23 protein-coding genes, 2 pseudogenes and 1 riboswitch are annotated in these 24,717 nt (G+C 40.4%); of the genes and pseudogenes, 11 read left to right on the top strand and 14 right to left on the bottom strand.

Features of this window, described 5'->3' with window-relative positions; all coding sequences use genetic code 11:
* Nucleotides 1-354: 354 nt before the first annotated feature.
* Together V7K56_RS09895 and ntrB are read right to left on the bottom strand one after the other, a co-directional pair.
* Nucleotides 355-498: pseudogene (locus V7K56_RS09895) on the bottom strand (twin-arginine translocation signal domain-containing protein); the annotation flags it as partial.
* Nucleotides 499-582: 84 nt separating this feature from the next.
* Nucleotides 583-1,434: pseudogene (gene ntrB, locus V7K56_RS09900) on the bottom strand (nitrate ABC transporter permease).
* Nucleotides 1,435-1,531: 97 nt separating this feature from the next.
* A riboswitch (cyclic di-AMP (ydaO/yuaA leader) is annotated at nucleotides 1,532-1,732 on the bottom strand.
* Nucleotides 1,733-2,171: 439 nt separating this feature from the next.
* On the opposite strand from ntrB, the gene V7K56_RS09905 reads away from it, so the two are divergent.
* On the top strand, nucleotides 2,172-3,362 hold the full coding sequence (locus tag V7K56_RS09905; protein WP_334909964.1) for a sensor histidine kinase: 1,191 nt from the start codon (nucleotides 2,172-2,174) through the stop codon (nucleotides 3,360-3,362).
* Between the two features lie 49 nt (nucleotides 3,363-3,411).
* Here the strand turns inward: V7K56_RS09905 and V7K56_RS09910 are convergent, their stop codons facing one another.
* A complete protein-coding gene (locus V7K56_RS09910) occupies nucleotides 3,412-4,722 on the bottom strand; it encodes an aminopeptidase P N-terminal domain-containing protein (RefSeq protein ID WP_334909966.1) in 1,311 nt (436 codons plus the stop codon).
* A 254-nt stretch (nucleotides 4,723-4,976) separates the two neighbouring features.
* Here V7K56_RS09910 and V7K56_RS09915 point away from each other — a divergent pair, with 254 nt between their 5' ends.
* From V7K56_RS09915 to V7K56_RS09925, 3 genes are all read left to right on the top strand, one after another.
* Nucleotides 4,977-5,147 (top strand): hypothetical protein, encoded by a 171-nt coding sequence (locus tag V7K56_RS09915; protein WP_334909968.1) that lies wholly within the window; start codon nucleotides 4,977-4,979, stop codon nucleotides 5,145-5,147.
* Between the two features lie 6 nt (nucleotides 5,148-5,153).
* Nucleotides 5,154-5,279 carry a hypothetical protein gene (locus V7K56_RS09920; protein WP_334909970.1) on the top strand — a complete coding sequence of 42 codons (126 nt, stop codon included), beginning with the start codon at nucleotides 5,154-5,156 and terminating at the stop codon, nucleotides 5,277-5,279.
* Between the two features lie 621 nt (nucleotides 5,280-5,900).
* Nucleotides 5,901-7,151, top strand: a complete 1,251-nt coding sequence (locus V7K56_RS09925) for an FG-GAP repeat domain-containing protein (RefSeq protein ID WP_334909972.1) — start codon at nucleotides 5,901-5,903, stop codon at nucleotides 7,149-7,151.
* A 113-nt stretch (nucleotides 7,152-7,264) separates the two neighbouring features.
* Here V7K56_RS09925 and V7K56_RS09930 read toward each other — a convergent pair whose 3' ends face one another.
* The 9 genes from V7K56_RS09930 to V7K56_RS09970 form a co-directional block, all read right to left on the bottom strand.
* Nucleotides 7,265-8,032, bottom strand: coding sequence for an MBL fold metallo-hydrolase (locus V7K56_RS09930; RefSeq protein WP_334909974.1), 768 nt, complete (start codon nucleotides 8,030-8,032; stop codon nucleotides 7,265-7,267).
* A 15-nt stretch (nucleotides 8,033-8,047) separates the two neighbouring features.
* A complete protein-coding gene (locus V7K56_RS09935) occupies nucleotides 8,048-8,635 on the bottom strand; it encodes an anthranilate synthase component II (protein WP_334909976.1) in 588 nt (195 codons plus the stop codon).
* A 475-nt stretch (nucleotides 8,636-9,110) separates the two neighbouring features.
* Nucleotides 9,111-9,566, bottom strand: a complete 456-nt coding sequence (locus V7K56_RS09940) for a diacylglycerol kinase family protein (RefSeq protein WP_334909978.1) — start codon at nucleotides 9,564-9,566, stop codon at nucleotides 9,111-9,113.
* 153 nt (nucleotides 9,567-9,719) lie between these two features.
* Entirely contained in the window at nucleotides 9,720-10,241 is a 522-nt protein-coding gene (gene ybeY, locus V7K56_RS09945) for an rRNA maturation RNase YbeY (RefSeq protein WP_334910132.1), read from the bottom strand.
* A gap of 39 nt (nucleotides 10,242-10,280) precedes the next feature.
* On the bottom strand, nucleotides 10,281-10,436 hold the full coding sequence (locus V7K56_RS09950) for a DUF3285 domain-containing protein (RefSeq protein WP_104904774.1): 156 nt from the start codon (nucleotides 10,434-10,436) through the stop codon (nucleotides 10,281-10,283).
* Nucleotides 10,437-10,567: 131 nt separating this feature from the next.
* A protein-coding gene (gene prfB / locus V7K56_RS09955; protein WP_334909979.1) for a peptide chain release factor 2 occupies nucleotides 10,568-11,690 on the bottom strand; the annotation gives its coding sequence in 2 pieces (ribosomal slippage) (nucleotides 10,568-11,617 and nucleotides 11,619-11,690; 1,122 coding nt in all).
* Between the two features lie 315 nt (nucleotides 11,691-12,005).
* The gene (locus tag V7K56_RS09960) at nucleotides 12,006-12,983 is read right to left on the bottom strand and encodes a PCRF domain-containing protein (protein ID WP_334909981.1); all 978 of its coding nucleotides are present in this window, start codon (nucleotides 12,981-12,983) and stop codon (nucleotides 12,006-12,008) included.
* Between the two features lie 219 nt (nucleotides 12,984-13,202).
* Nucleotides 13,203-13,931, bottom strand: coding sequence for a Bax inhibitor-1/YccA family protein (locus tag V7K56_RS09965; protein ID WP_334909983.1), 729 nt, complete (start codon nucleotides 13,929-13,931; stop codon nucleotides 13,203-13,205).
* Between the two features lie 139 nt (nucleotides 13,932-14,070).
* Entirely contained in the window at nucleotides 14,071-14,205 is a 135-nt protein-coding gene (locus V7K56_RS09970) for a hypothetical protein (RefSeq protein WP_334909985.1), read from the bottom strand.
* Nucleotides 14,206-14,751: 546 nt separating this feature from the next.
* Here V7K56_RS09970 and V7K56_RS09975 point away from each other — a divergent pair.
* The 3 genes from V7K56_RS09975 to V7K56_RS09985 all read left to right on the top strand — a co-directional run bounded on the left by V7K56_RS09975 (nucleotide 14,752) and on the right by V7K56_RS09985 (nucleotide 17,429).
* Nucleotides 14,752-15,765, top strand: a complete 1,014-nt coding sequence (locus tag V7K56_RS09975) for a glycosyltransferase family 2 protein (RefSeq protein WP_334909987.1) — start codon at nucleotides 14,752-14,754, stop codon at nucleotides 15,763-15,765.
* A gap of 720 nt (nucleotides 15,766-16,485) precedes the next feature.
* Nucleotides 16,486-16,683 carry a hypothetical protein gene (locus tag V7K56_RS09980; RefSeq protein ID WP_334909989.1) on the top strand — a complete coding sequence of 66 codons (198 nt, stop codon included), beginning with the start codon at nucleotides 16,486-16,488 and terminating at the stop codon, nucleotides 16,681-16,683.
* Entirely contained in the window at nucleotides 16,644-17,429 is a 786-nt protein-coding gene (locus V7K56_RS09985) for an RNA polymerase sigma factor SigF (protein WP_334909991.1), read from the top strand. The genes V7K56_RS09980 and V7K56_RS09985 overlap by 40 nt, the downstream gene beginning before the upstream one ends.
* 36 nt (nucleotides 17,430-17,465) lie before the next feature.
* Here the strand turns inward: V7K56_RS09985 and bchD are convergent, their stop codons facing one another.
* Nucleotides 17,466-19,496, bottom strand: a complete 2,031-nt coding sequence (gene bchD, locus V7K56_RS09990) for a magnesium chelatase ATPase subunit D (RefSeq protein ID WP_334909993.1) — start codon at nucleotides 19,494-19,496, stop codon at nucleotides 17,466-17,468.
* 121 nt (nucleotides 19,497-19,617) lie between these two features.
* Between bchD and V7K56_RS09995 the strand changes: the two genes are divergently transcribed.
* The 4 genes from V7K56_RS09995 to rnc all read left to right on the top strand — a co-directional run bounded on the left by V7K56_RS09995 (nucleotide 19,618) and on the right by rnc (nucleotide 22,430).
* Nucleotides 19,618-20,205 carry a Uma2 family endonuclease gene (locus V7K56_RS09995; protein ID WP_334910134.1) on the top strand — a complete coding sequence of 196 codons (588 nt, stop codon included), beginning with the start codon at nucleotides 19,618-19,620 and terminating at the stop codon, nucleotides 20,203-20,205.
* A gap of 54 nt (nucleotides 20,206-20,259) precedes the next feature.
* Nucleotides 20,260-20,868 (top strand): hypothetical protein, encoded by a 609-nt coding sequence (locus V7K56_RS10000; RefSeq protein ID WP_334909995.1) that lies wholly within the window; start codon nucleotides 20,260-20,262, stop codon nucleotides 20,866-20,868.
* A gap of 546 nt (nucleotides 20,869-21,414) precedes the next feature.
* A complete protein-coding gene (locus V7K56_RS10005) occupies nucleotides 21,415-21,642 on the top strand; it encodes an HNH endonuclease (protein WP_334909997.1) in 228 nt (75 codons plus the stop codon).
* A 101-nt stretch (nucleotides 21,643-21,743) separates the two neighbouring features.
* Entirely contained in the window at nucleotides 21,744-22,430 is a 687-nt protein-coding gene (gene rnc, locus V7K56_RS10010) for a ribonuclease III (protein WP_334909999.1), read from the top strand.
* Nucleotides 22,431-22,581: 151 nt separating this feature from the next.
* On the opposite strand, the gene ftsH2 is transcribed toward rnc, so the two are convergent.
* The gene (gene ftsH2, locus V7K56_RS10015) at nucleotides 22,582-24,468 is read right to left on the bottom strand and encodes an ATP-dependent zinc metalloprotease FtsH2 (protein WP_334910001.1); all 1,887 of its coding nucleotides are present in this window, start codon (nucleotides 24,466-24,468) and stop codon (nucleotides 22,582-22,584) included.
* Nucleotides 24,469-24,717: the final 249 nt, after the last annotated feature.

The raw sequence follows: 24,717 nt of genomic DNA on the forward strand, positions 1-24,717 counted from the left end.
GTTTGTGTAGATTGGCGTTTTCGTACAGAGGATGCAAGAGTTAAGCTTTCAAAGATTTATCCAACCCATCAAAATTAATGGGACAGACCACTAGGTTTCACTTTCTTAATTTTGAATTTTGAATTTTGAATTTTGAATTGGTATGAGGTAGCATTGTTCGGTCATAGTTACTCTCCTGAAGTTATTTATACTGATTCAATCAACTGGCAGTTGGTGGAAACCATCGACCGAGCCATTCTGTCAGTGCTGGTAAAGCATTCTGATTGCCAGCAAAGCCGAGATACGAGTCGGGTCTAACGAGGAAAAGGCTCTGAATACTGCCAAAGGCGCTGTCAAATTGCATCTTTGCTTCCCTACTGGTTGTACAGCTAAGGCTTCTTCAGTTAGTCCTTTGGCGGATCTATCTCCTGAAATCGCACAGGAAGATAACGCTATTCCGGTTGTGGTTGCTCCGATTCCTTTGATAAAGTCTCGTCGAGTCCAGTTATTATCACCCATTTTTATCGCTCCATTGGTGATTAATTACTCATTCCCCAGTCGCAGAGTTAATGAGTTATGGTGTCTTGGCAAGAAAAAGTTTAATCAGTTAGAAGCTGTAGGACGGCGAGTTACTAATTCTTGGATTTTGCCTACAGCGTAATCAAGAATTAATCCAGTTAAGCCAATTATGAACACAGCTAAAAATACTGAACTTAAGTTTAAGCGACTCCATTCATCCCAGACAAAAAAGCCGATACCAATACCGCCTGTGAGCATTTCCACGGCAACGATAACCAGCCAAGCTATCCCTAAACTAATTCGTAAGCCCGTAAAAATATACGGTAAACTTGCAGGCAAAATTATTTTTGTAATCCGTCGCCAACGCGGCATTTCCAAAACTCGTGCCACATCTAAATAATCTTGGGGAACGCTAGAAACTCCTAAGGCTGTATTAATAATTGTCGGCTATAAGGAAGTTATGAATATAACAAAAATGGCGGAAGGATCTGCTAAGTTGAAAATTGCTAAGGCAATGGGTAGCCAAGCTAGAGGCGATACTGGTTTAAAAATTTGAATGATCGGATTAAACGCTAGCATTGCCCGTCTGGACATACCAATTAGAAACCCTAGAGGAATCGCTACTACCGCACCTAACAAAAAACCCAATAATACCCGACGCAGACTTGCTATCAACAACCAACCTATTCCTAAGTTACCTGGGCCTCGCTGGTAGAAGGGATTTAAGATGTAGTCTAGATTCGCGATTAGCGCTTCTGGTGGAGTGGGCATCAATTCATGATTGGCAAGTGCAATAATCCACCACAGTATAATTATTCCCAAGAAGCCCAATGCAGGTAGAATAAAGACATCTTTGAAGATGACAGGTTTTGCTTTTTTCCAAGTTGCTTGTCCAGCGATCACTGCGATCGCTGCTAAATTTAGTTGAAATATCATCTACGACCTCAACAGACTTAAGTGCAGGTACAAAAAAATCGAGCAGTACCAGCCTTGGACACCGATGAGATCGGAACATTATAAAAATGCCATCTCTTCAGTCTCCTCTCAATGCCTACGAAGTTAGCTGACGGGCTAGGGCTGAGAGATGCCCTTCTAAAAAAAGTTATAAGTTATGAGTTGAATATTTACTAAAGTAACTTCTAACTCCTGACTTTCTCTAAGATACGCCCCACAATTTGGTTCCTCCGCTCCAACATCACGCACTCTGATCTGTTAGATTAGGCTGACTTACTCTAAGTAAATACTAAGTTATGTACATTTTAACATTGAAATACATAACATAGATGATACCTCAGTGAAAGTATCTGTCTGCTGATAGTTGTTGTTTATTTTGTTATTTCGGTCGTCTAGCTAACCTCACTTTTCGCTAATCCAGAAAATTGATCATTTTAATTATCTTGTGAATCAAATTCTTGCACAGTGAGCTAAATAATTTTATTAAGTCAAGTTACAAGGCTGTTAACTGCTAGACTAAGATTGAGAAGACTAAGATATATATTATACTTTTTGATTTTTATGTATGAGTATTAATGCTCATCAACAACCGAATCCTGTAAAATCTATTTCTTTTGGTAGGTTAAAAAGATTACTAATTGTGGTAATGCAGCACTCTAGTCGCTAAACTATTTGGATATGGAAGTTTACTCATCTATCTTTTAGGTGAATTTAACATAATGGATTTTAGTCAAGTACTGGCTGAAAAAACGGATACTATCCTTGATAAATGGATTTTAGCGGTTCGTAGGGATAGACGGATTGAAAGTGCTGATGACCTATCTTATACAGCGGTAAAAGATCACATTCCTGATGTTTTGAAAGCTATGGTGACGGTGCTTTCAAAATCTCAAGAGAATGATATTCAATCAATGGTTACTGCCAGTTTTCAGCATGGAACGATTCGGGCCGAACAAGGTTTTGATCCAGCAGAAATTGCTAGAGAATATCATCTGCTGCGAACAGTAATATTTGATGCTTTACAACCAGATTTATTAAAGGGAAACCCGTCAGAGATAATTCGTTCCATGCGTTTGATTGACGCTATTATAGACGAAGCGATCGCTCAATGTTTCAAGAGTTATGTTGAGGAACGCTTACGGGAATTACAGAAGTTGCAAGCATCACTAACGCTCCATAATGATGAACTCACACGGCTAATTAGCGCTAATCAAGAGCATCTTTCCCAACTAGCCCATGAATTGAAACATCCCCTAACTTCCATTATTGGTTATTCGGATCTATTTTTACGCCAACAACGACGAAAGACCGATATCAAAGACAGCTTTAGCAATTTAGAACATATTGAGCGGGTATTACGTAATGGTAAGCAATTACTTCATCTAATTAATGATGTACTAGAACTTTCGCGCTATGACGCCGGACAGATAAAACTCCAATCAGCACCTACCGATGTGCGTGAATTAATCGATAATGTGTGTGAAATGTTGCAACCTTTAGCTACGGGAAAAAATTTACAAATCGTAGTCGATTGCGATCACATTCCCAAAAAATTAATTACAGATTCTTTTCAATTGCAACAGATTGTTACAAATCTTATTAGTAATGCGATTCGTTATACAGAGTTGGGGACTATTATTATCATGTGTCAGGTGTTGGAGAACCAGAAATGGGCGATCGCAATTTCTGACACTGGAGTTGGCATTGCACCCGAAAACCAAGCCCAGATATTTGAACCCTACTTTCGCGTAAGTTATAGCGATCGTCCCTATCTACCTGATAGTACCGGATTGGGGTTAGCGATCGTCTCGCGTTTAGTAAAACTATTGCAAGGTCAAATTAACCTAGCCTCGCAGGTAGGCGTTGGTTCTACTTTTACCGTAATTTTTCCTTTAGAAGTGGGATTTTAAAAGCGACTAGAAGTCGCGGCTTAGGGATAATGTCTACCATCCCCATTTTCTATCTTTCGATTTCATCTACAGCTTTGGGAACCCCAGCAGTTAAAACCTCATGTCCCCCAGGTGTAACTAACACATCGTCTTCAATACGAATACCAATCCCAACCCATCGAGGATCAGTCTCTGGCTGGTCTTCTGCTAGTTTGGTATCTGGCACAATATATAGTCCTGGCTCTACTGTCAAAATTTGACCTGGTTGTAAAATTTGAGGCTTGTCTTCACCATGCTGATAAACACCGACATCATGGACATCTAAACCTAACCAATGACTGGTGCGGTGCATATAATATGGTTTATATTTTTCTTCTTCAATTAACTTATCAATTTCACCTTTGAGAATGCCAAGTTCGACTAAACCTTCTGTGAGAACGCGCACTGCTGTATCATGAACTAATTTGAAGGGATTACCTGGTTGGACTTGAGCGATCGCTTGTTTTTGCGCCTCCAAAACGATTTCATACAGCGTCTTTTGTTCTGGCGTAAACTTACCCCCCACAGGAAATGTCCGGGTAATATCGGAGTTGTAATAACCGTAAGCACAACCAGCATCGATTAGCAGTAATTCTCCATCCTGCATTTGACGATTATTTTCAATGTAGTGCAGTACACAAGCATTTACACCAGAAGCCACAATCGAAGGATAAGCAGGCCCTAAGCCACCCCGGACTCGAAAGATCCGTTCCATCTCCGCCTGGATTTCGTACTCATAACGTCCCGGTGCGGCAATTTCTTGAGCATAATTGTGTGCTTCCGTGGCGATCGCTGCTGCTTGACGCATCAGTTCCAACTCAGCTTCGCTTTTAATCAATCTCATGCTGTTGAGGACAGGACCAGTATCTTCAATAGCGATCGGTCCTGTACCGCGCTTCGGATAAGTCCGCAATAAACTTTGATAATGTCTGAGAATTTGGTTGTTAAAATTGCGATCGCGTCCTAAGTGATAGTAAATCCGGCTAGCTTTTTCCAAATATTGTGGCAACTTTTCATCTAACTCGTTAATGGGGTAGGCTTCATCAGCACCATAAATTTCTTTTGCTGCATCTACCCCACAAAGATAACCAGTCCATACTTCCTTTTCGCGATCCTTTGGTTGGACAAACAGCACAAACCGATGTTCTGAATGATGCGGCGCTAATACTGCTACTGCTTGTGGTTCATTAAATCCAGTTAAGTAAAAAAAATCACTATCTTGACGATAAACATACTCGACATCATTGTGCATTACTGCCATTGGCGCACTGCGAAAAATGGCTGTACCATCACCAATTTTTGCCATTAACTGCTCGCGACGCTGCTGATATTCTGCTTGCATAGTTGATGTACTTATATAAATACTGTATTATTTGACACTTTTAGCAAATAGCAGATGCACAGATTATGCCTCTTAATAATTGCTAATCTAAGTTATTCTAACCAATATTTGTTTCCACTCAACTTATAAATCTTTAGAGAAAAATTAATTATCTCGAAATACTTAGATTTTCTAGTTTTTAAATAACTGGAAAATCTTATTTTATCAAATGATTTGGGATATTCATGAAATAATTTATAACTCCAGTAAAAAATATGTTTACTCAACCTATAACAAAAAAGGCGATCGCTTACGTAATCAACAAAGATAAATTAATGGTGTTTACACATACTGAGTTTCCTGAAGCTGGCGTGCAAGTACCTGTTGGTACAGTAAAAAAAAGTGAGGAGCCATCTAAAACTGTACTGCAAGAAATTTATAAATAATCAGGTGTGAAAGGAGTTCGTATTATTGAGTTATTGGGTATTTATCAATACAATATGACTCCTTATCGGAATGAAATTCAAGAACGTTATGTTTATCATCTCGAATTGACTCAGCCTACACCATCTACTTAGCGGCATTGGGAAATACATTCAAGTACGAGCAAAAACTCTATATCTTTTGATTTTTATTGGGTTAGATTTGATGGCTCAGATTTAGTTATAACTGGTGGTCAATGTTATTTTTTATCTAAGCTTATTCACAAAATAAAAATAGTGAGGATTCAGACAATACTTGAGATTAAGCGCCTAACGTACCGTCAAATAATATGGTGCGTTAGGCTAAAGCTGTAATACAAGCTATTAGCATGGCAAGGCTAAATTGTTGCAAAATTTTAGGAGTTCCTCTCAAATCATTTCTCCGCGCTCTCTGCACCCTTTGTGGTTATTTTTACGTTACCTGTGCGTAAGTACTACATTTAAATGTCAAAGAAAATAAATAAAATAATCAAACTTTATCTATAAAGCATCATATATAATAAAATACAAAATAATATTTTGTATTTGCTTGTATAGAACTTAAATAGCTGAGAATAATAATTTAAAATCAACAAATATTTATCTTCAAAAAATGACATTAATAAAGAAAACATAGTTATAAAGAAAAATTGAAACCCTAACAAATGTTATTTCGTTACAGAAAGAGATTACAAAAAAAAGTTAAAAGAATATAACAGCCAATAATAAAAATACACCATGCCTGCAAATTCAAATTCCTCACCCTTAGCTTTGAATACATCTCGATTGTTATCAGATTCTTTTGCAAAATCAGAAATCTTGACAACTTCTCTTAAAAGTTTAAATTATGATTTGGGGTTTGGAAGTATTGGAAGTAAGAGTTCTTCACTAGCACTAGAAAGTGAATCGGTGACTGCGCCTGTTAAAACATCAGCAAATCCCAATCCTAATCCTTACTTAACTAGTGCGGCGATTACTCCTGACTTTAACGGTGATGGCAAAACGGACAAAGTTTGGGCTGATTCTCAAACCGGTGAGATTATCATTCGGTTGATGGATGGCACAAAAGTTTTGGAACAGGGTTCTCTAGGTAAATTCGACCTATCCGCCTATGATTACAAAATTGCTGACTTCAATGGTGATGGCAAAACCGACTTCTTATTACGTAATAAGACAACCGGTGAAAATAGCGTTGTCCTGATGGATGGAACCAAAGTTGCTAATTCGGCTTCTCTAACTAGCGTTGATCCAGCCTGGACTCCTCAGATTGGCGATTTCAATGGCGATCGCAAAACAGATATCTTCTGGCATAACAATACAACCGGTGAGAACGCTATTTGGGAGATGGATGGTACAAACGTTCTGAATGCAACTGTTTTAGACACTACAGACGCAGCACTAACTCCTACCATTGTTGATTTCGACGGGAATGGCAAGAGTGATATTTTCTGGCGCAATCCAACAACCGGCGATAACACAGCTTGGTTTATGGATGGTACGCAAAAGACTGAATTGGCACTGCAATCACAAGATCCTGCCTGGACTCCTACCCTTGGTGATTTCAACGGTGACTATAAGACTGATATTCTGTGGAGAAACCCTCAAACCGGTGAGAACAAGGTTTGGACAATGAGTGGCATCTTAGTCACAGAAGGTGCTTTAAAGACACTTGACCCAGCCTGGACTTCCAAAATTGGTGACTTTAATGGCGATGGCAAGACTGATATCTTCTGGCACAATGGAACCACAGGTGAGAACACCGCTTGGTTGATGGATGGCACAACAGTTGCGACTGAAGCTTTCTTACCAGCTAATAACGCAGCCTTGACACCATCACTTGGCGATTTCAACGGCGATGGTAAAACCGACATCTACTGGCGCGATCAGACAGCCGGTACAGACACTATTTGGACTATAGATGGAACGACGGCCGTTGATAACCCCATCAGCGATGCCGATAAACTTGGCCCAGAGTGGTATACATTCTAAAATCAGAATTCAGAATTCTGAATTGAGGAAGTAGGAGGCAGGAGTCATTATTCTCCCCCTGCTTCCCCTGCTTCTTTCCCAGTCCCTAGTCCTCAGTCTCCAATCCCCTTTATTCAAAATTTGTAACTTAAAACCTGAATCATAGTATTTTCCGGCAAATCCTTAGGGTTAATGGAAATAGTATCTCCATTGCTACGTCGCACTGTCATCCCTTGCATCAAGGTCAGAAAATTATCCAGTGGCGAAAGATCGCACTTAGCAGCATCAGCCGCTTGTGTGCGGTAATGAGTCGGAATCACCAACTTGGGATTTAACACTTGAACAGCCTGCTTTGCTTCCTCAGCATTGTAGGCTTTTGTACTGCCTCCCACTGGAATAAACGCTACATCAGGACGCCCCATCAAGATTTTTTGCTCAATGGAAATAGGTGCAGCAGCTCCGCCTAAGTGTAGGATATTAATTCCGCCTTGCTTCCAACTCCAAGCAGTATTTGACCCAAACTGCTTACCGCCTTTGCGATCGTGGTCTATGGCAATTCCTTGGAATTTAATGCCTTTAAACTCATAAACTCCTGGTTCGTAGATGAGTTTTGCATTTCCCGATAGTACATCCACAGCACCTTCATCTAGCAGTTGGCTGCTAATCAGTACCAAATCTGCTGCAACTTTTGGGGGACGATACCCAGCTGTACAGCCGATTGACCGAAATGGATTGACGAGAACTTTCGCACCACCACCAGTAAAAAGAAAGCAAGTATGACCCAACCACTGAACTGATAAACCGCTAGATTGTGCGTCAGCTTGAGATTCAGAACCCAAGGTAGTAACTAAAGCTGTTACCAACCCCGCCCCAGCATAGCCCATCAACTGTCGTCGTTTCATTAATTATGCTCTTGACTATAACTGTTCCAAAAAATTTCGCAATAACTGTTTTCCTGAAGATGTCAGGACACTCTCTGGGTGAAACTGGACGCCCTGAATGTGAGGATAGTTCCGGTGTCGTACTCCCATAATCGTGTTATCTTCAACCCAAGCGGTGATTTCTAACACATCTGGGCAAGTCTCACGTTCGATTACCAAACTGTGATACCTGGTGGCGGTTAAAGGATTTTCTAATCCCCGGAAAACCCCCACTCCAGTGTGAGACACTTGAGAGGTTTTGCCATGCATCAACTCTGGAGCAGAAATTATTTTACCACCGAACACTTGACCAATGCTTTGATGTCCCAAACAGACACCCAAAATTGGTAACTCTTGTCCTAGCTGTTCAATCAATTCTAAAGAAATACCGGCATCTTCCGGGCGACCAGGCCCAGGAGAAATAACTACGGCTTCCGGCTTTAATGCCTGAATCTCATCTATAGATATTTTGTCGTTACGAAAAACTTTAATATCATTTGCCACTGGGAACTCTAAAGCCAATTCTCCCAGGTACTGCACCAAGTTATATGTAAAACTATCGTAATTATCGATAACTATAATCAAAGTTTATAACTCCTAACTTCTATCACTTATCAGTTGCAACAGCATAGACAAACATCTCATACTAAGTGAGTGGGCGTGAATAATTAAAGGTTTGTAGTAAGTGACTTTAGCCCTTAAAATAGAATTAGAGTCGGTTACTATGAACTAATTTAATTAATTTCACATTGCATAATATAGTTTGATTTATTTTTGCCTACTTATTTATTTGTTCGCTAGATGTAAAAATAACGCTAAAGTAGACACGTAAATATGAAGCGGCTACTCTATGATAAGCCACTTGTTCAATTCTAAATTGCTTATAATGTGTTCTCCAGGGGATCGGACATGTGATCCTCTTATTGGCTCACTTGGCGATGCCTGCGGTGGTCACTGAGCTTTGTCGTACCACTTGCCTACGGCACGCTACGCGAACGTAAAAGCAAGCTAGCAAGAGCGTCTGGTAGAGAAGTGCGGGCTACGTTGGAGCAAATCACCTCTACAAAGTCGATATAATTAACCTTACCAGGGGAGGGAGCAATAGCGTACCCGCTACTAACATTGCTACGAAAGCCGAGACAAGTACTGCACCAGCCGCACAATCTTTAGCAATTTTTGCCAAATCATGGTATGTCTGCTTAACGGTTAAGTCCACAACAGACTCAAGCGCTGTATTTAGTAACTCTAATGCCAAAACTAAACCACTAGTTACACCAATTACCGCAATTTCTACCGCTTGCAGATGCAAAAAAACGCTCAAAGCGATCGCTAAAGCACAAACACTTACGTGGATGCGAAAATTACGTTGAGTTTGAAAACTATAGCTGATTCCAGCCCAGGCATATTTAAAACTAATAAATAAATTAGAGGCTACTTTCCAGGAGAATTCCCGTTCGTTAGACACTAGTGTTTGTAACGAGGTAGGCGTTGGTGAGGGAGAAATTTTTTGGGACATACACTTAAAAACACAAGAACAGAGTTGCTACAGTGGGAATATTCGCCGATCTTAATGGCAGAATTAACTTTGAGGCAATCTTTAGGCAATTTTCCACAGAAGTATTATAAAAGTATTACCTAAAATTGACATTAAGAGATACATCAGCTACTGCTATTCCATGTCAATAGCAATACCTATTGCATTCAGCAATCTCACTTGCTGTCTTAACATTCCTTCTAAACTTTTTTCATCAGGATGATCCCAGCCCAGCAGGTGCAATAAACCGTGAGCAGCTAACCAGGCTAGCTCGGTTGGTAAGCTATGTTCCTGTTGTTGAGCTTGGCGTTGTGCTGTATCTACAGACACAATAATATCACCTAAATATAATGGTACAAAGGCAAGCATTTCTTTGCTTTGAGGAAAATCTACCTCCAAGGCAGCAAAAGCTAAAACGTCTGTCGGCTTATTTTGCTGACGATATTGAGCATTCAGTTCTTGAATTTGCAAGTCATCTGTCAAACGCAACCCGATTTCATAACTTGGCGCTGGTGGAATCTGAGGCTGAAGTATTTCCAACCAGTGATTAAACCAGTTTTCCCAAGTTTCAGGAGTAATTTGGGCATTAGTCTCGTCAATCTTTACAGATGAGGACAACTCATAAAAAGACTCCTCCACATATAGTTCAACTCTCAGGGGCACATAGTCTCCTTGTCTGAGGTTTACGATTTGTCGCTAGTGAGTGAGGTAAGCAAGACCAACAAGCAGAGCTAAAAGCCCTACAGCAGTCAACGCAAAATGCTTTAGGGAAGTTCCACCCTTCCGCACCATGTTTCGCATGGCGAGTTTGACGTAGCTAGGTTGAGGTTCTGTTGAAGGAGAGTTGCTCATAGTTATATTGTCTATAGACTCTTTTATAACTGTAACAGTTGGTCTAGGATAGAATTGCGATCGCCCATATATTGCTAAGGCGTTTCACTGAGAAACGCCTTAGCAACTGGGATGTTATGTCACAACTGCCTCTATACCGGAGTGTTTTCTACTAGTTTATTTTCTTGGCGCAGATAAGCTTGGATGAATGTATCAAGTTCGCCATTCATCACATCAATAATCGCTGTTGTTTCCGTGTTTGTACGCAAATCTTTTACCATTTGATAAGGGTGAAATACATAGTTACGGATTTGGTTTCCCCAAGAGGCTTCCACCATATCACCACGAATTTCGGCAATTTCTTGGGCACGTTGCTCTCTAGCTATAACCAAGAGTTTTGCTTTGAGGCGATTTAGGGCTTTTTCTTTATTTTGCAGCTGCGATCGCTCTTCTGTACAGCGCACGGCAAGACCTGTAGGAAGGTGAACAATCCGTACCGCAGTTTCTACTTTGTTAACATTTTGCCCACCTTTACCACCAGAGCGAGTTGTGGTGATTTCCAAATCTTTGTCTGGAATATCCAACTGCACAGAGTTATCTATCTGTGGCATTACTTCCACCCCGGCAAAACTGGTTTGTCGCTTACCGTTAGCATTAAAAGGTGAAATTCGCACTAAACGATGTGTACCCATTTCTGAACGCAAGTAACCATAAGCATAGCGACCAGTAATTTCTAGAGTTACCGATTTAATTCCGGCTTCATCACCTTTTGACTCCTCAGCTAAAGTTACCTTATAGCCGTGAGCTTCGCCCCAACGAATGTACATCCGCATCAGCAAAAATGCCCAGTCTTGAGCATCTGTGCCACCAGCACCAGCAGTAATTGTCAGTACAGCACCTTCAGCATCATAGGGACCAGAAAGTAACTGTAGTAACTCCCACTGGTCAAGGTCACGATTGAGTTTGGTGATGGTAGATTCGGCTTCTTGGAGTAGCGCCTCATCGGTTTCTAACTCCAATAATTCCACAACTGCCTTAGTATCTTCTAGATTGGCGTGCCAGCGATCGTATTGCTGGAGGTGCGCTTTGAGATCGTTGAGTTCTTGTAGCGTTTGTTGGGCTTGAGTTTGCTCATTCCAAAATTCTGGTTGAGCGGATATTTTTTCGAGGTCTTGAATTTTGGCTGTCAGTGCAGGTACGTCAAAGATAGTCCTGGGTTTTACCCAGGCGGCTAGACAACGTTTCGATTTCGCGTTTGAGTTCTAGGACATCCATAATGCTTGCTGAATGATAGATAGAGCGCTTTTGATCGGAAAATTGCTCTTTTTATGTTTCTTGATTTTAGCTGTAGTTGAGCAGATTCTTTATGCACAACTTGTATAGGTTACAAAAGTTACTTGAAATTATCAAGCACTTCTTTACCTACTGAAGTAGTGTGATTTAGCTGTTGCAGATAGGCTTTGATAAACAAATCAATTTTACCGTCTAATATAGCGGTTCTCATTTGAATCATATACATGTTCAAAAAATAAATGTAGAGACGCGAAATTTCGCGTCTCTACACCGCGTATTGCACGCAACCGAGAAGCGCTATATTTCTGTCGCAGCAGGTGTTTCTACATTGGTACGTAAATCTTTCACCTTAGTGTAAGGATGCAAGATATATTCACGGATGAGCTTGTTGGATAGAGATTTGATCTGCCGGGGTTGAATTTGGTCAATTTGCTCGACACTTTGGGCTAGTGCGTAGGCGTAGCCCGTCGTAGACATTGCCAACAGTTTACTCTTAAGAATAGCTAAAGCTTTCTCTTTGTTTTGCATCTGATTGCGCTGTTGGTTACAAAATACACTAATCCCGCTAGGAATGTGAACCACCTTTACCCATGTTTCGGAGTAATTAATATTCCTGCTATTGCACTGCCACCTAGTTATTTGCAAATCCTTCTCTAGAATCTCCCACTCAACGGACTCATCCAATATTGGAATAACTTCCACACTAGCTAAACTCGTCCGCAAGCTGTTAATAACATCGAAGGGGGATATCTGCTGTAATTGATGTATGCCTGTTTCTGATTTGAGGTAGCCGTATGCATAACTTGCTGTAATTTCTAAGGTTGCATATTTAACTTTGCTCTCACTTCCCTCAGAAATCTCTACTACATCCAATTGATAATTGTGTCTTTTTCCCCAACGCCAGTACATTTGCAGCAACATATATGCCCAGTACTGACTGTCTGCATTATCAACCTCAGCAGTAATAGTGAGTAATGCACCTTTTTTGTCGTGGGGGTCAGACAATAATTGTCGTATTTCTGCTGTTTCGAGTTCTTGTTGGAGTTGGGTAAGGTTGGTTTGCACCTCTTGCCACAATTGCTCATCGGCTGATAATTCCAACAATTCCAATGCAGCCTTGATATCTTCTAGAATCGAACACCAGCGCTGATATTGCTGATGCTTGTAGAATATGGAATATTCAATTTCTTGAAGTGTCTCATAAGCAAGGGTTGGATTATTCCAAAAATCAGGTTGAGCAATTACTTGATCTAAATATTGAATTCTTGCAGTCAAATATTGGAGGTCAAAGACAGTCTTCGGTCTTGCTCAAGATATTAGACAACCTTTCTACTTCGATTTTGATATTTAAGAATTCAAGCATAGTTTTGCTCACTTGAGGCTGAACTTATCTACATATTCTACTGTTAAACAAATGAAAAAACCGTGGTCGCTAAAAATTTAACCACGGTTTTTATTTTATAAAACTTGACTTTTATTAGCGCCTACAGACAATTAATCGCGGCCATTTATGGCAATTAGCAACCGCAAGATAAAGACGAACAAGTTGATGTAAGTTAAGTACATCGACAAAGCAGCAGGCAGATATTGGTCATCGCTGTAAGTGCGGGGCAAGATGTAGAAATCGACAACAGAAACCCCAACAAACAGAAACACCCCCAAACCGGAGATGGCAATTTCTAACCAATTTGGCGTGTAAACATCAAACATGGCAAACCCAAATTGGGCTAGACACACAACCACCAAGGCAATGACACCGAGATTGATGGTTTTCGTCAAAGCCATGCCGTCTTGTTCAGAGAGATTTGAACCTATTTGACGGGCAACAATAAAGGTAACGCCACAACCAAGGGCTGCCAACCCAATCCCTTGAATACCAACACCTTGGGATCTCAAAGCGACAAAAACTAAGCCGCTGAGAGTATATCCAGACAAGAGGCTGTAGGTTGCTAACAGAGGTAGTGCAAGTCCCCTATTACCTTTTTGGGCAACATTTTGGGCAACAAAGAACAAAATTAACTCCAAAATCACCGCACCAATAAAGGTGGGAAAGAATATTTCGGGGTTAGCACGGATAATTCCCAAACCGCCGTAGGTTCCTAATGCCGTTAGCACTAATCCACCACCGACGTAGGGGAGGGCGTTGGCAATCACGTTTGGGCCAACGAGGGCGTGAGATTTAGCCTCACGGAAAGCTTCACGAAAATTACTGGTATTGCTCATATTGAAAAACTGTTTTTTAGGAAAACGTTCTGCTTATTCCTATTCTTACCAATCTTTGGGGTTAACAGCCAAGGATTTAATAGATTGCAAAATCTGAAGGGCGGCTCTGTTATTAAAAATCAACGTGAGTTCGACGAACCTAAAAAGCCGCAAGCTGAAACTTTTTCAGATACTGTCTAGTTTTTCCAGTGGCTAGTCCACGCGGCGATCGCTGATTGTTTAGCTTGATTGCTTGTTTTCTGTTTCCTCTAGAGTGATATTGATTAACCACCATGCCTACATTTAGAATGAAACAGCCCCAGTTTATTCACCTTTATTAAATATGCTGGAGTCTCTAGAATTTATCTTCCCAACTCCTTCACTTGTTAAAATACATCGTATTGGAATCTACGAAAAACCCGTCATCAGTTAAATTCATGTAATTTTGTCACAATTTTGACATGACTTTTTCATAGTTGTGTCAAGACAAAATGCAATATTCAATCAATACCTTCACCAATTTGCGAGGATTGAAATAGAAAAAATCTAGATAAACGCATGATTTTATTGGCTCAGCTTTTTGTCATCCGAAAAAAAAAAGCGTGTAAAATCTCAGGTTTGTTCTATATCAAGGCTCGTAAATTGTCGAAGGTATTGATTTTTGTAAAAGTAATTTATACTGTCCTGCCACATTAAATGGGGTTTGGCTTTTGCCTAAAAATATAGTTAAGCTTGTTTTTAACTATTTTATCAAAAGTTAAACGAACCCTTATTTTTGGCAAAGATATTGAATTGTATAAATGCATTTTTAACTAACCTTATAGTTTGGAGTTTTAGCTTCGTGAATCCTAAAGTCTCAGTCATTATCCCTGCTTACAATACTGAAGCTTATATTGCGAAAGCAATAGAGTCAGCTTTAGAGCAAACGCTCGATGATATTGAAGTTATCATCATAGATGATGGTTCAAGTGATAAAACTCTAGAAATCGCTAAAAGTTTTACTGATCAACGTCTCAAAGTAATGGTTAATCAACAAAACTTTGGGGTTTCTGCTGCACGTAATAGTGCTATCAGAGCAGCCCAAGGAGAATGGATTGCTGTACTTGATTCAGATGATTGGTATGTTCCCGAAAGATTGAACAATCTTGTTTCTCTAGCAGATGAAGTAAATGCAGACATGATTGCTGATGATCTTTATCTCATCAGAGATGGTTCAACATATCCTTGGAGTACATTGATTCAAGAAAGTGGAGAAAGTATAGATAAAATTATCCCAATTGACATTGTTTATTTTGTAGAAACTGATGTCTATGGAAAACCAGGGTTACATCTTGGTTTAAGCAAACCTCTATTCAAACGAGAATTTATGGTTAAGCACGGCATTTTGTACGATGAAACCCTCAGCATAGCTGAGGACTTTTGGCTTGATATGAAATTTTTGATTAATGGTGCTCGCTTTTTTCTTGTACCAAAACCCTATTATTTTTACCGTTCACGTCCTATTTCTCTTGTACGCCAAAATAAATTGTCATCTCTAAATCAACGCTTGAGCGCTACTAATTCTTTTATGGAACAAGAAGTTGTGAAAACAAATCCAGCTTTAATCCGTGCTCTGTCTTATAACCTTGCGATCTATAATAAAAATTTAGCTTATTATCAAGTAGTAATGCCTATAAAAGAAGGTAAGTTGCTAACAGTATTAATAGAATTAATAAACAATCCATACTTTGTTTTTGATTTTGTTTTTCGACTTAAAAATATTATTAAGCGTCGAATTCAATACTATGTAATGGGTAACAAATCAGCTTTTGATATTTGCTATAACCTACACATAAAAAGAAGATATATTAATTAGTACTATTAAGCTTCCATTAATTTTATAAGATAATAATCTAAAATTTATAAATAATAAAGTTTTTTTCTAAACATTGATTTCAGTGATTTTTGTTAGAAAATAAACCCTTAACTTTTTCTAAATAGGTGCAAGTGCACATCCTGAAGTTTTGGTTCTAGTTGTTTGCACACAATTATATCTCTGCAAAAAGTCTTCATTTTCATCTGAAAAAACTACAAAGGTTTCTGTTCTATCACACCGATAGTGCACTTTTCGCAAACGCTCCTCATTAATGAATACCCAGCAAACTTTGCGGACAATGTTTAGCAGTTTTCATTGTTATAAACTGTTTTTATATTTCCATTCAATATTGCTAAAGTTTTCACTCTAGCAATATTGAATGGAAATGTCCATAAATACCTAACTAAGTACAAATCTCCATAGTAATGAGTTGGAATTCTATTTTTTGTAGTTTAGGTTTTGTTCATCAACCCAACTTTCAATTTGGATTTTCGACCTTTATTAATGACGGTGCGTACTAAGAGACAAAATTACCTAGTCTCTTTTGCGATTAATTCAGTAGCGATTCACGTTGCTCTCAGTATGACAGATGGCTATTAGGTCAGTTATGCATTTTTCAGCATAAATAGCTAATTTTTGTTGCAAAAGCTAAAGATTATTTACTATTTAACAGTTATATAAAAAGCAAAAATCACCTGTAACAGAGAAGTTCACAAAGTTATGCGTACAAATACTGAATTGTGGAGTTCGACCCCTGATAAGTTCAGTAAAACGACGATGGCTTATTCTGCCTTGACTAACGAAAATAATGACAGCTTAGAAGAAAATATACGCAACTCCATTTTATTAGAAATAGGAGTTACAACAAAGGAATGTATATGGCAGCAAGTGAGTCCTCTTTACGAACTGATGGTATAGAATTATTACACTTGTACCACCAGAATCCTTCTATTAAACTTCGTAATAAACTTGTACAGTTACATACTGGCTTAGTGCGGAAGATGGCTCATAAATTTAGCCATCAATGTAATGAACCTTATGAAGATTTAGAGCAAATTGGGTATTTTGGTTTGATTAGGGCTATTGAGCGTTTCGATCCTAGCCAAGGATATGCTTTTAGTTCCTTTGCAGTGCCATATATTCGCGGTGAGATGCTGCACTTTTTGCGCGATCGCAGTACTTTATTAAAAATTCCTCGTCGTTGGCAAGAATTATATAATGAAGGACAAAAGATTCGCAAGGACTTATCAATATCTTTAGGTCGCCCGCCCAAGGATGCTGAAATTGCCAGCCACCTTCGGGTATCTGTACAAGAGTGGCAAGAAACCAAATTAGCTGCTCAAAACCGGATGCCTTTGAGTTTAGATGCAACCGCAGTTAACTATGTTGATTGCCAAATAACCTTGGGTGAGGCACTTCCTTGTCCTCGTTCTCATGTGTTTCTGCAACAAGAAGAAGAACGCCAACAACTGCAAGGCGCAATAAATATGTTAGAAGAAAAGCCCCGTATGGCAGTTGAAATGGTATTCTTGAAGGAACTTTCTCGCAAGGATGCTGCTAAAAATATTGGTACTAGTCCAATGACAGTAACGCGCTATCTGCAAAAGGGAATTCAAGATTTGATTTGTTATTTACAACCACAGGTAATGCCCACTGGATCGTAGTTGTGCTGAGTCAAAAATCCAATGACCAATGACTAATTATCTAGATTTTAAATCAGCGATCGCACCTTTGGTCATGGCAGCAATAGCTTGGTCTGTTGCTTTCGGCAAATGATAATATTTACCGCCTGCTGTTTGCGATAATTCCTTAGCAAAACCAGTGGATACAAATTTACTTTCTGTATCAATTACTAATAGTTGCATACCCAAAGCCCGGATTCTCGCAGCAATTTCTAATAATTCTCCTTTGATATCTGGCTTTTCTCCTGGTTCTAGCTCTTCACCCAAAGAACGCGCTAAGGGAATATTACCTCGCCCATCGGTGATTGCTACAAGGACAACTTGCCCAATATCTCCACTCATCTGAGCATTTAAGCCGACGCGCACAGCTTGGGTTAAACCATGCGCTAAGGGCGAACCCCCACCACAAGGCAACCTTTCCAAACGGTTACGCGCCAAAGCAATAGAACGTGTTGGAGGTAATAATACCTCTGCCTGTTCTCCTCGGAAGGGAATTAATGCTATTTGGTCGCGGTTTTGATAAGCTTCTGTCAACAGTTGCATCACCGCACCTTTAGCCGATTGCATTCGATTCAAGGCCATTGAGCCAGAAGCATCTACCACAAATACTACCAACGCCCCTGCTTTGCGTACTAGGCGTTTCGAGCGAATATCAGGCTGTTTGACAATAACTTTTCTATCTGGGTGTCTTTCTCTTCGTGCTTTTTGATAAGGAGCCGCTGCTCTAAGGGTGGCATCTACTGCAATGCGTCGCACTTTCCCCTTGGGTAACATCGGCTTAATGTAGCGTCCCCTGTCATCAGAAAAGATGACACTGCGACTACCAGATTTACCTTGCCGCTTCGCCATTTGAGTAAAGTAAAGCACGCTGTCATCAAGAATTACCCCTTCCGGATCAAAGATAAACTCTTCCGGGATACTTGGGGGTTCTTGCTCTTGATTTTGTTCCTGTTCTTCTTGTTCTTCTTCCTCTTCTGATTCGTCTGGTGGTTCTTCTTGATTCTGTGGTGGAGGCGGAGGCGGAGGTGGTGCTTGTTGTTCTGGTGGTGGTGTCTGCACAATTGTGGCGCGTGGTACAATCACTAATTCCACAGCACGGCGCAAATCTTCGGCATTCACTGTTGTTCGTCCCTCCAAAGCCGCCGCCGCCTTGGCAACCCGCGTGGCGAATAACTCGGCGCGATGTCCCTGAACTCCGCCACGAATTGCCTCATCTACCAGATAAACAATTTGCTCATGGGTGATAGTTACTTCTTTCAACCATTCCCGCGCTAAGATGATTTGGGTTTTGAGAGCGTCTAAATCTTCGTTGTACTGCTCAAGAAAATCTTGGGGAGATTTAGAATAAGCGATCGCTTGATCAACTGCTGCTACTCTTTGATCTAAGCCGAGTACACCGTCAGCAGAAAGTGCGATCGCAATTCTATCTAGCAAATGCTCCCGTAATCCGCCTTCTTCTGGATTGTAGGTAGCAATAAATAGGGATTTACACGGATGCTGAAAACTAATTCCTTCCCGTTCAATCTGGTTGCGTCCCTCAGATAATACTGTTAAAAGCTGATTTGATATTTGGTCATCTAATAAATTAATTTCATCTACGTACAGTACACCCCGGTTTGCTGTAGCGAGTAAACCGGGTTGAAAAATAGTATCACCTTGTTTTACCGACTTTTCCACATCCACGGAACCGAGGAGTCGGTCTTCGGTGATACCTAGAGGAATTTGCAAAAAAGGCGCGGGAATGATTTCGACAGGCACATCTTGAATATCTTTGTGTGCGTACTCCGCCAAAAGTTGATCATCCCAATCATCTGGGTAGTTGGGGTCACAATTACTGATTGAACCTTTGACAACTTCAATCGGCGGTAGTAGAGCGTGGATAGCACGAGCCATTACAGATTTTGCCGTACCGCGACGACCTGCGATCGCTACTCCTCCCAAACCAGGATCGACTGCTGCTAACAACAAGGCTAATTTTATTGCTTCTTGACCGACTACGGCTGTCAAGGGAAAAGCACTGATGGTGGGATTGATAGTAGGCGCAGGCATTGTTTGCTTTCATAGCGAGTCTCGGCCTTTAGCATACCAATTTCTGACACATTTAGAATATAAGTGCGATCGCCTCTGGTGGGCGGTTATCACGATCATATTTCCCTTGGGAGGAAGATTTATGAATATTGCCCAGGCTAAACGCTTCACACTAGCTGAATACCACAGGCTTATTGAATTGGGCTTTTTCCATGAAGATGACCACATTGAATTAATCAGCGGGGAAATTATGGAAATGGCATCCAAAGGTACAGCCCATGAAACTTGTTTGCGGAACTTGTTGCGCGAACTTCCGAAAATTGTAGGTGATAGGGCAACCTTGCAATCTCAAGCTCCGATTGCTTTGCCACCGAATAGTGAACCTGAACCTGATTTTGCTATTCTTCAAAATCGAGATGATAATTATCTGCCTGGTCATCCTCAACCTGATGATGTGTTATTAGTGATGGAGGTTTCAGATTCTTCTCTAGATTATGACCAACTTGTGAAAATACCTCTTTATGCTCAAGCAGGTATTACTGATTATTGGATATTCAATTTATTTGATAATTATTTGGAAGCTTACAGTGAAGTCTATCAGAATATTCAAGGTAAATATGGTTATTTAAATAAGCGAATTATTTTATCGAATCAAGTAATAAATTTTCCTTGCTTTCCAGATTTATCTCTTGATTTAGTGAGGGTGTTTCCGCCCAAACTGAATTTTTAAGCTTTGCTATAGCAATGAGATAAGATTCAGTCATAAGACCAGGGAGTAAGTTTTATGGCTTATAGTGATTTCAAACTTATTGAGATTATTGATTATTTTGGGTTAGTTATCCACGAGTCATCTGGACTATTTGCGACTGTGCAGGAGCAAGAAAGCAGTGATTTATTATCTACTATACTTAAAGAAAATGTTGATTTAGCGGTAGCAATAAGTTCGGAGAAAGCTCGAAGTGAAATGATAATAAGTCCGATTTTATTAGAAATTAGACGTAAATTTAATTATGAAATAAGTTTGTTTTCTGGAATTGATTTTACTGTTGATAGCCAGCGAGGATTAAACGGATTTTGTGATTTTATTTTGAGTCTTTCTTCGGAACAGTTGCTTGTACGTAGTCCGGTAGTTGTCCTAGTAGAAAGTAAGAATGAGAACTTGAGGTCTGGTTTAGCGCAATGTATTGCTGAAATGGTAGCTGCTCAATTATTTAACGAGAGAGGTGGAAATCAAATCAAAGCTATATATGGTGCTGTTACTATCGGTACAATCTGGCAATTTCTCAAGCTTGAAGGTAATGTAGTTTCAATTGATTTGAGTGAATATTATATTAAGGATATTAAGAAAATTTTAGGTATTTTGTATAGTGCGATCGCCCAAAGTCAACTGTAAACTATTTATTAAGTAAAAAATGGTGATTTTGAAAAAATACCATAAATGATTCTTAAAGTTGATGGATAACAGGCGATGTCTTACGACAAGCCGCTATGCGTTTATGCTTTTACGAAATCTTCATAAGTAATCATATTGACAATGCGGCATCAGATATGAAATTATGTACTTAAGACAGCAAAATAACCGCACTCTAAAGCGCAGGTTTTTGGTGTTGTCTCAGCAGCAGAATTCCTAGTTTCCTGCCGAGCTTCGTGTTGTTCCTTCGGCTGAATATTGAGTCCAATGTCAGGTCAACTGATTGACTGGACTTTCAATGGGAAGACAAGATGTTTGGATGAATATTCAGGGGAAGGTATGACGCGAAACTTGCTAGGAAACTGGGAGTTCTACTGCTGAGACTTAAACCAAACGAAAGCGACGGTAGCAATTTTTTCATAGAGGAAGATTCATTTTTGATAATTTTCCTCAAGAGAAACTTGTTAATGTTAGATACGTGATATTCCAATGCTGTTGCATACGAAAGCAAAATGGAAAATCAAGCAAATGAATTCTAAACAGAAGCGCAAGAAGAAACAGCAACTTATTAATTTGTACGGTAATTCCTGTTGGTGGTGTCGTCAATATTTAGCACAAACAAATCTGACGTTTGATCACCTTTTACCTCAGAGTCGTGGTGGTTCTGATTCTTTTGAAAACTTACGGCTTTCTTGCTTTCCATGTAACAATTCTCGTGGAAACAGTCTGTATCCCCCCTGTAATCAAAAAGCTTAACTATTTCTAGTTATTGCTTCAATTGTACTAGGCTTTTATTTTGTAAGGTGGGCATCTTGCCTACCTTTTCCATTTAAATATCACAGAAAGTAGACATTAAAATGCACAAACTTATAATATTTCATGATGAAAAACTTCTACGCCGTGCGCTTACCCACCGTTCTTATGTCCATGAAAACCCCGGAGAAGGCGAACACAATGAACGCCTAGAGTTTCTTGGTGACGCTTTGCTAAATTTCTTAAGTGGCGAATATCTCTATGGTCGTCATCCAGAAATGGGAGAAGATGAATTAACCCGACGGCGTTCGGCGCTTGTAGATGAAAAGCAATTAGCAAAGTTTGCTGAAGAGGTAGGTTTAGACTTTAGGATGCGGCTAGGAAAAGGCGCAATTCGAGATGGAGGCTACCAAAATCCTAATTTGCTCAGTAGCACCTTTGAAGCAGTTCTTGGTGCTTACTATTTGGATAATCAGTCCAATATTGAAATAGTTCGCGCAATTATAGAACCACTATTTGATTCTGTAGATCCTAAGCATATAATTGTACCTCGTTCTAATGTAGATTCAAAAAATCGCTTTCAAGAATGGGTGCAACGCAATGTTACTCCAAATCCTCCCAAATATTTCACAGACCAAATAGGAGGCCCTTCTCATGCACCAGAATTCATAGCTAAAGTATTGGTGGATGAAAAAATTTATGGAGAAGGTAAGGGACGCAATAAAAAAGATGCAGAAAAAGCTGCTGCGGAAGATGCGCTAGCTAAGTTGAAAAAACAAGGTTGGTTGTAGAGTTTATGGGTTTATAAATTTTGAGAATTTTAAAATTAGAATCTTCCTAACACTAAAAAATTGCAAAAAAATGAGGATGCCGTATACCATCCTCATTTTACTTCTTGTTACTTCACTCTTTTCCTGATAGTATCCAGAAAAGAGTCAACTATTACAGTTGCGGTACGTACTGTTGCTTCTCAGGTACTTCAGCGTACTCAGCTACAATCTGGCGGAATTCTTCGCCGTCAATGGTTTCCTTTTCAATGAGCAAATCTACTAAGCGATCAGTGACAGTACGATGGTCACGGATGATCTTCTTAGCATTGTCGTAGCAGTGCTCAACAATTTCCCTAACTTGTCCATCAATGCGGGAAGCAATGGATTCGGAATACTCAGATCGGGTTGTCCAGTCACGACCCAAGAATACTTCTCCCTGCTGGCTTTCTAACGACAGTGGGCCTAAGTCAGACATCCCGAAACGAGTCACCATCTGCCGGGCCATTCCCGATAGTTGCTGTAAGTCGCCACCAGCGCCAGTTGTAACTTCCGCAGCCCCAAAAATCACCTCTTCAGCGGCGCGACCACCCAAAGCACCAGTAATCCTGGCTTTCAACTGAGAACGGGAAATTAACCCCTGTTCTTCGTCGGGTGTAAACCAAGTTAAACCCTGTGCTTGTCCCCGTGGAATTAAGGTAACTTTTTGCACTGCGTCATGGTCTTTTAACAAAGTCCCAACTAAAGCATGTCCGATTTCGTGGTAAGCAATTAGGCGCTTGCTCTTGCTATCTACCAAAGGAGTGCCTTCCATCCCAGCTACTACCCGATCCACCGCATCATCAATTTCACGAAGGGTGATCGCTTCTTTACGTCTTCTAGCAGTGAGAATTGCTGCTTCGTTGAGTAAGTTGGCTAAATCAGCACCAGTAAATCCAGGAGTGCGGCGAGCGATCGCATCCAAAGATACACTAGTGTCTAATTTCTTATTCCGCGCATGCACTTGCAAGATTTCCAAACGCCCTTTGATATCGGGTGCATCAACTGTTACTTGGCGGTCAAAGCGACCAGGACGCAATAAGGCTGAGTCTAGTACGTCGGGACGGTTGGTAGCAGCAATAATAATGATGCCTGTGTTACCTTCAAACCCGTCCATTTCGGTGAGCAATTGGTTGAGGGTTTGCTCTCTCTCGTCGTTACCGCCGCCGATACCAGCACCCCGTTGCCGTCCTACGGCGTCGATTTCATCGATGAAGATGATACAAGGGGCATTATCTTTAGCTTTCTTGAATAAGTCGCGGACGCGGGATGCACCCACACCAACGAACATTTCTACAAATTCCGAACCGGAAATACTGAAGAAAGGTACGCCTGCTTCGCCAGCGATCGCTTTTGCTAATAAAGTTTTACCAGTTCCAGGAGGCCCAACTAACAGCACTCCCTTGGGAATCCGTGCGCCCACAGCCGTAAATCTTTCTGGCTGCTTGAGGAAGGTGACGACTTCTTGTAGTTCTTCCTTAGCTTCTTCGATTCCGGCTACATCATCAAATTTGACGCCGGTTTTTGCCTCCATTTGGAAACGTGCTTTGGATTTGCCGAAGTTCATTGCTTGACCTGGGCCGCCGGGGAGGTTACTAGAACGTCGGAACAAAAAGAACAGCCCAGTAATCAATAAAACTGGAAAGATGAGATTGCCCAACAATCCCCAAATTGCGCCATCATTCCGCATGGGGTGAGCATCAAAACTAATGGCTTTCTCTTTGAGCTTGCTAATTAACTCAGGAGCGTTAACAGGCAAATCCACACGCCACCTTTGGACACGATTTTCCAGGTCTGGATCGCGGGCTTCTATAATTGCTGTCCTACCGCCTTCATATAGATCCACACTGCTGACGCGATCGCTGTTCAAGTATTCTAGAAAGCGACCGTAAGTCATGCGGGTATTGGCTGCATTCTTACTCATGTCGGCAGGCGCGCTTGCAAACGCCCCTTGCCAAAAGAAAAAGCCAATTACCAAAGCCGGCAACGTCCAGAGTGCTGCGACTTTCCAAGAGAATTTCATTTTAATTTGCCTCTAGATGCCTATACAACTTGTTAGCTTTAGTAACCTAAGTTCATCACTTCGTCACTTTAAGCCGTTAAACGGATGTTTATAAATCCATTTTGTTTAATTTGATCTCTTATATGCACTGCCATAAGGCAATTAGAGCATTATGGCGATGCCAACAAGAATCTTAATCAAAGTTAACTTAATTTTAATACAATATCGCACGAGAAAAGGGAACGCAACGAGATGCAAAGACACAGAGAA

The sequence above is a fragment of the Nostoc sp. genome (genome assembly GCF_036917535.1).
Taxonomy (GTDB): domain Bacteria; phylum Cyanobacteriota; class Cyanobacteriia; order Cyanobacteriales; family Nostocaceae; genus Nostoc.

Bases quoted from the DNA above. Each gene is read 5' to 3' on its own strand.
- V7K56_RS09905 (WP_334909964.1), top strand. From the start codon at position 2,172: ATGGATTTTAGTCAAGTACTGGCTGAAAAAACGGATACTATCCTTGAT.
- V7K56_RS09910 (WP_334909966.1), bottom strand. From the start codon at position 4,722: ATGCAAGCAGAATATCAGCAGCGTCGCGAGCAGTTAATGGCAAAAATT.
- V7K56_RS09915 (WP_334909968.1), top strand. From the start codon at position 4,977: ATGTTTACTCAACCTATAACAAAAAAGGCGATCGCTTACGTAATCAAC.
- V7K56_RS09925 (WP_334909972.1), top strand. From the start codon at position 5,901: ATGCCTGCAAATTCAAATTCCTCACCCTTAGCTTTGAATACATCTCGA.
- V7K56_RS09930 (WP_334909974.1), bottom strand. From the start codon at position 8,032: ATGAAACGACGACAGTTGATGGGCTATGCTGGGGCGGGGTTGGTAACA.
- V7K56_RS09940 (WP_334909978.1), bottom strand. From the start codon at position 9,566: ATGTCCCAAAAAATTTCTCCCTCACCAACGCCTACCTCGTTACAAACA.
- V7K56_RS09950 (WP_104904774.1), bottom strand. From the start codon at position 10,436: ATGAGCAACTCTCCTTCAACAGAACCTCAACCTAGCTACGTCAAACTC.
- V7K56_RS09965 (WP_334909983.1), bottom strand. From the start codon at position 13,931: ATGAGCAATACCAGTAATTTTCGTGAAGCTTTCCGTGAGGCTAAATCT.
- V7K56_RS09970 (WP_334909985.1), bottom strand. From the start codon at position 14,205: ATGGTGGTTAATCAATATCACTCTAGAGGAAACAGAAAACAAGCAATC.
- V7K56_RS09980 (WP_334909989.1), top strand. From the start codon at position 16,486: ATGCGTACAAATACTGAATTGTGGAGTTCGACCCCTGATAAGTTCAGT.
- V7K56_RS09985 (WP_334909991.1), top strand. From the start codon at position 16,644: ATGGCAGCAAGTGAGTCCTCTTTACGAACTGATGGTATAGAATTATTA.
- bchD (WP_334909993.1), bottom strand. From the start codon at position 19,496: ATGCCTGCGCCTACTATCAATCCCACCATCAGTGCTTTTCCCTTGACA.
- V7K56_RS09995 (WP_334910134.1), top strand. From the start codon at position 19,618: ATGAATATTGCCCAGGCTAAACGCTTCACACTAGCTGAATACCACAGG.
- V7K56_RS10000 (WP_334909995.1), top strand. From the start codon at position 20,260: ATGGCTTATAGTGATTTCAAACTTATTGAGATTATTGATTATTTTGGG.
- V7K56_RS10005 (WP_334909997.1), top strand. From the start codon at position 21,415: ATGAATTCTAAACAGAAGCGCAAGAAGAAACAGCAACTTATTAATTTG.
- rnc (WP_334909999.1), top strand. From the start codon at position 21,744: ATGCACAAACTTATAATATTTCATGATGAAAAACTTCTACGCCGTGCG.
- ftsH2 (WP_334910001.1), bottom strand. From the start codon at position 24,468: ATGAAATTCTCTTGGAAAGTCGCAGCACTCTGGACGTTGCCGGCTTTG.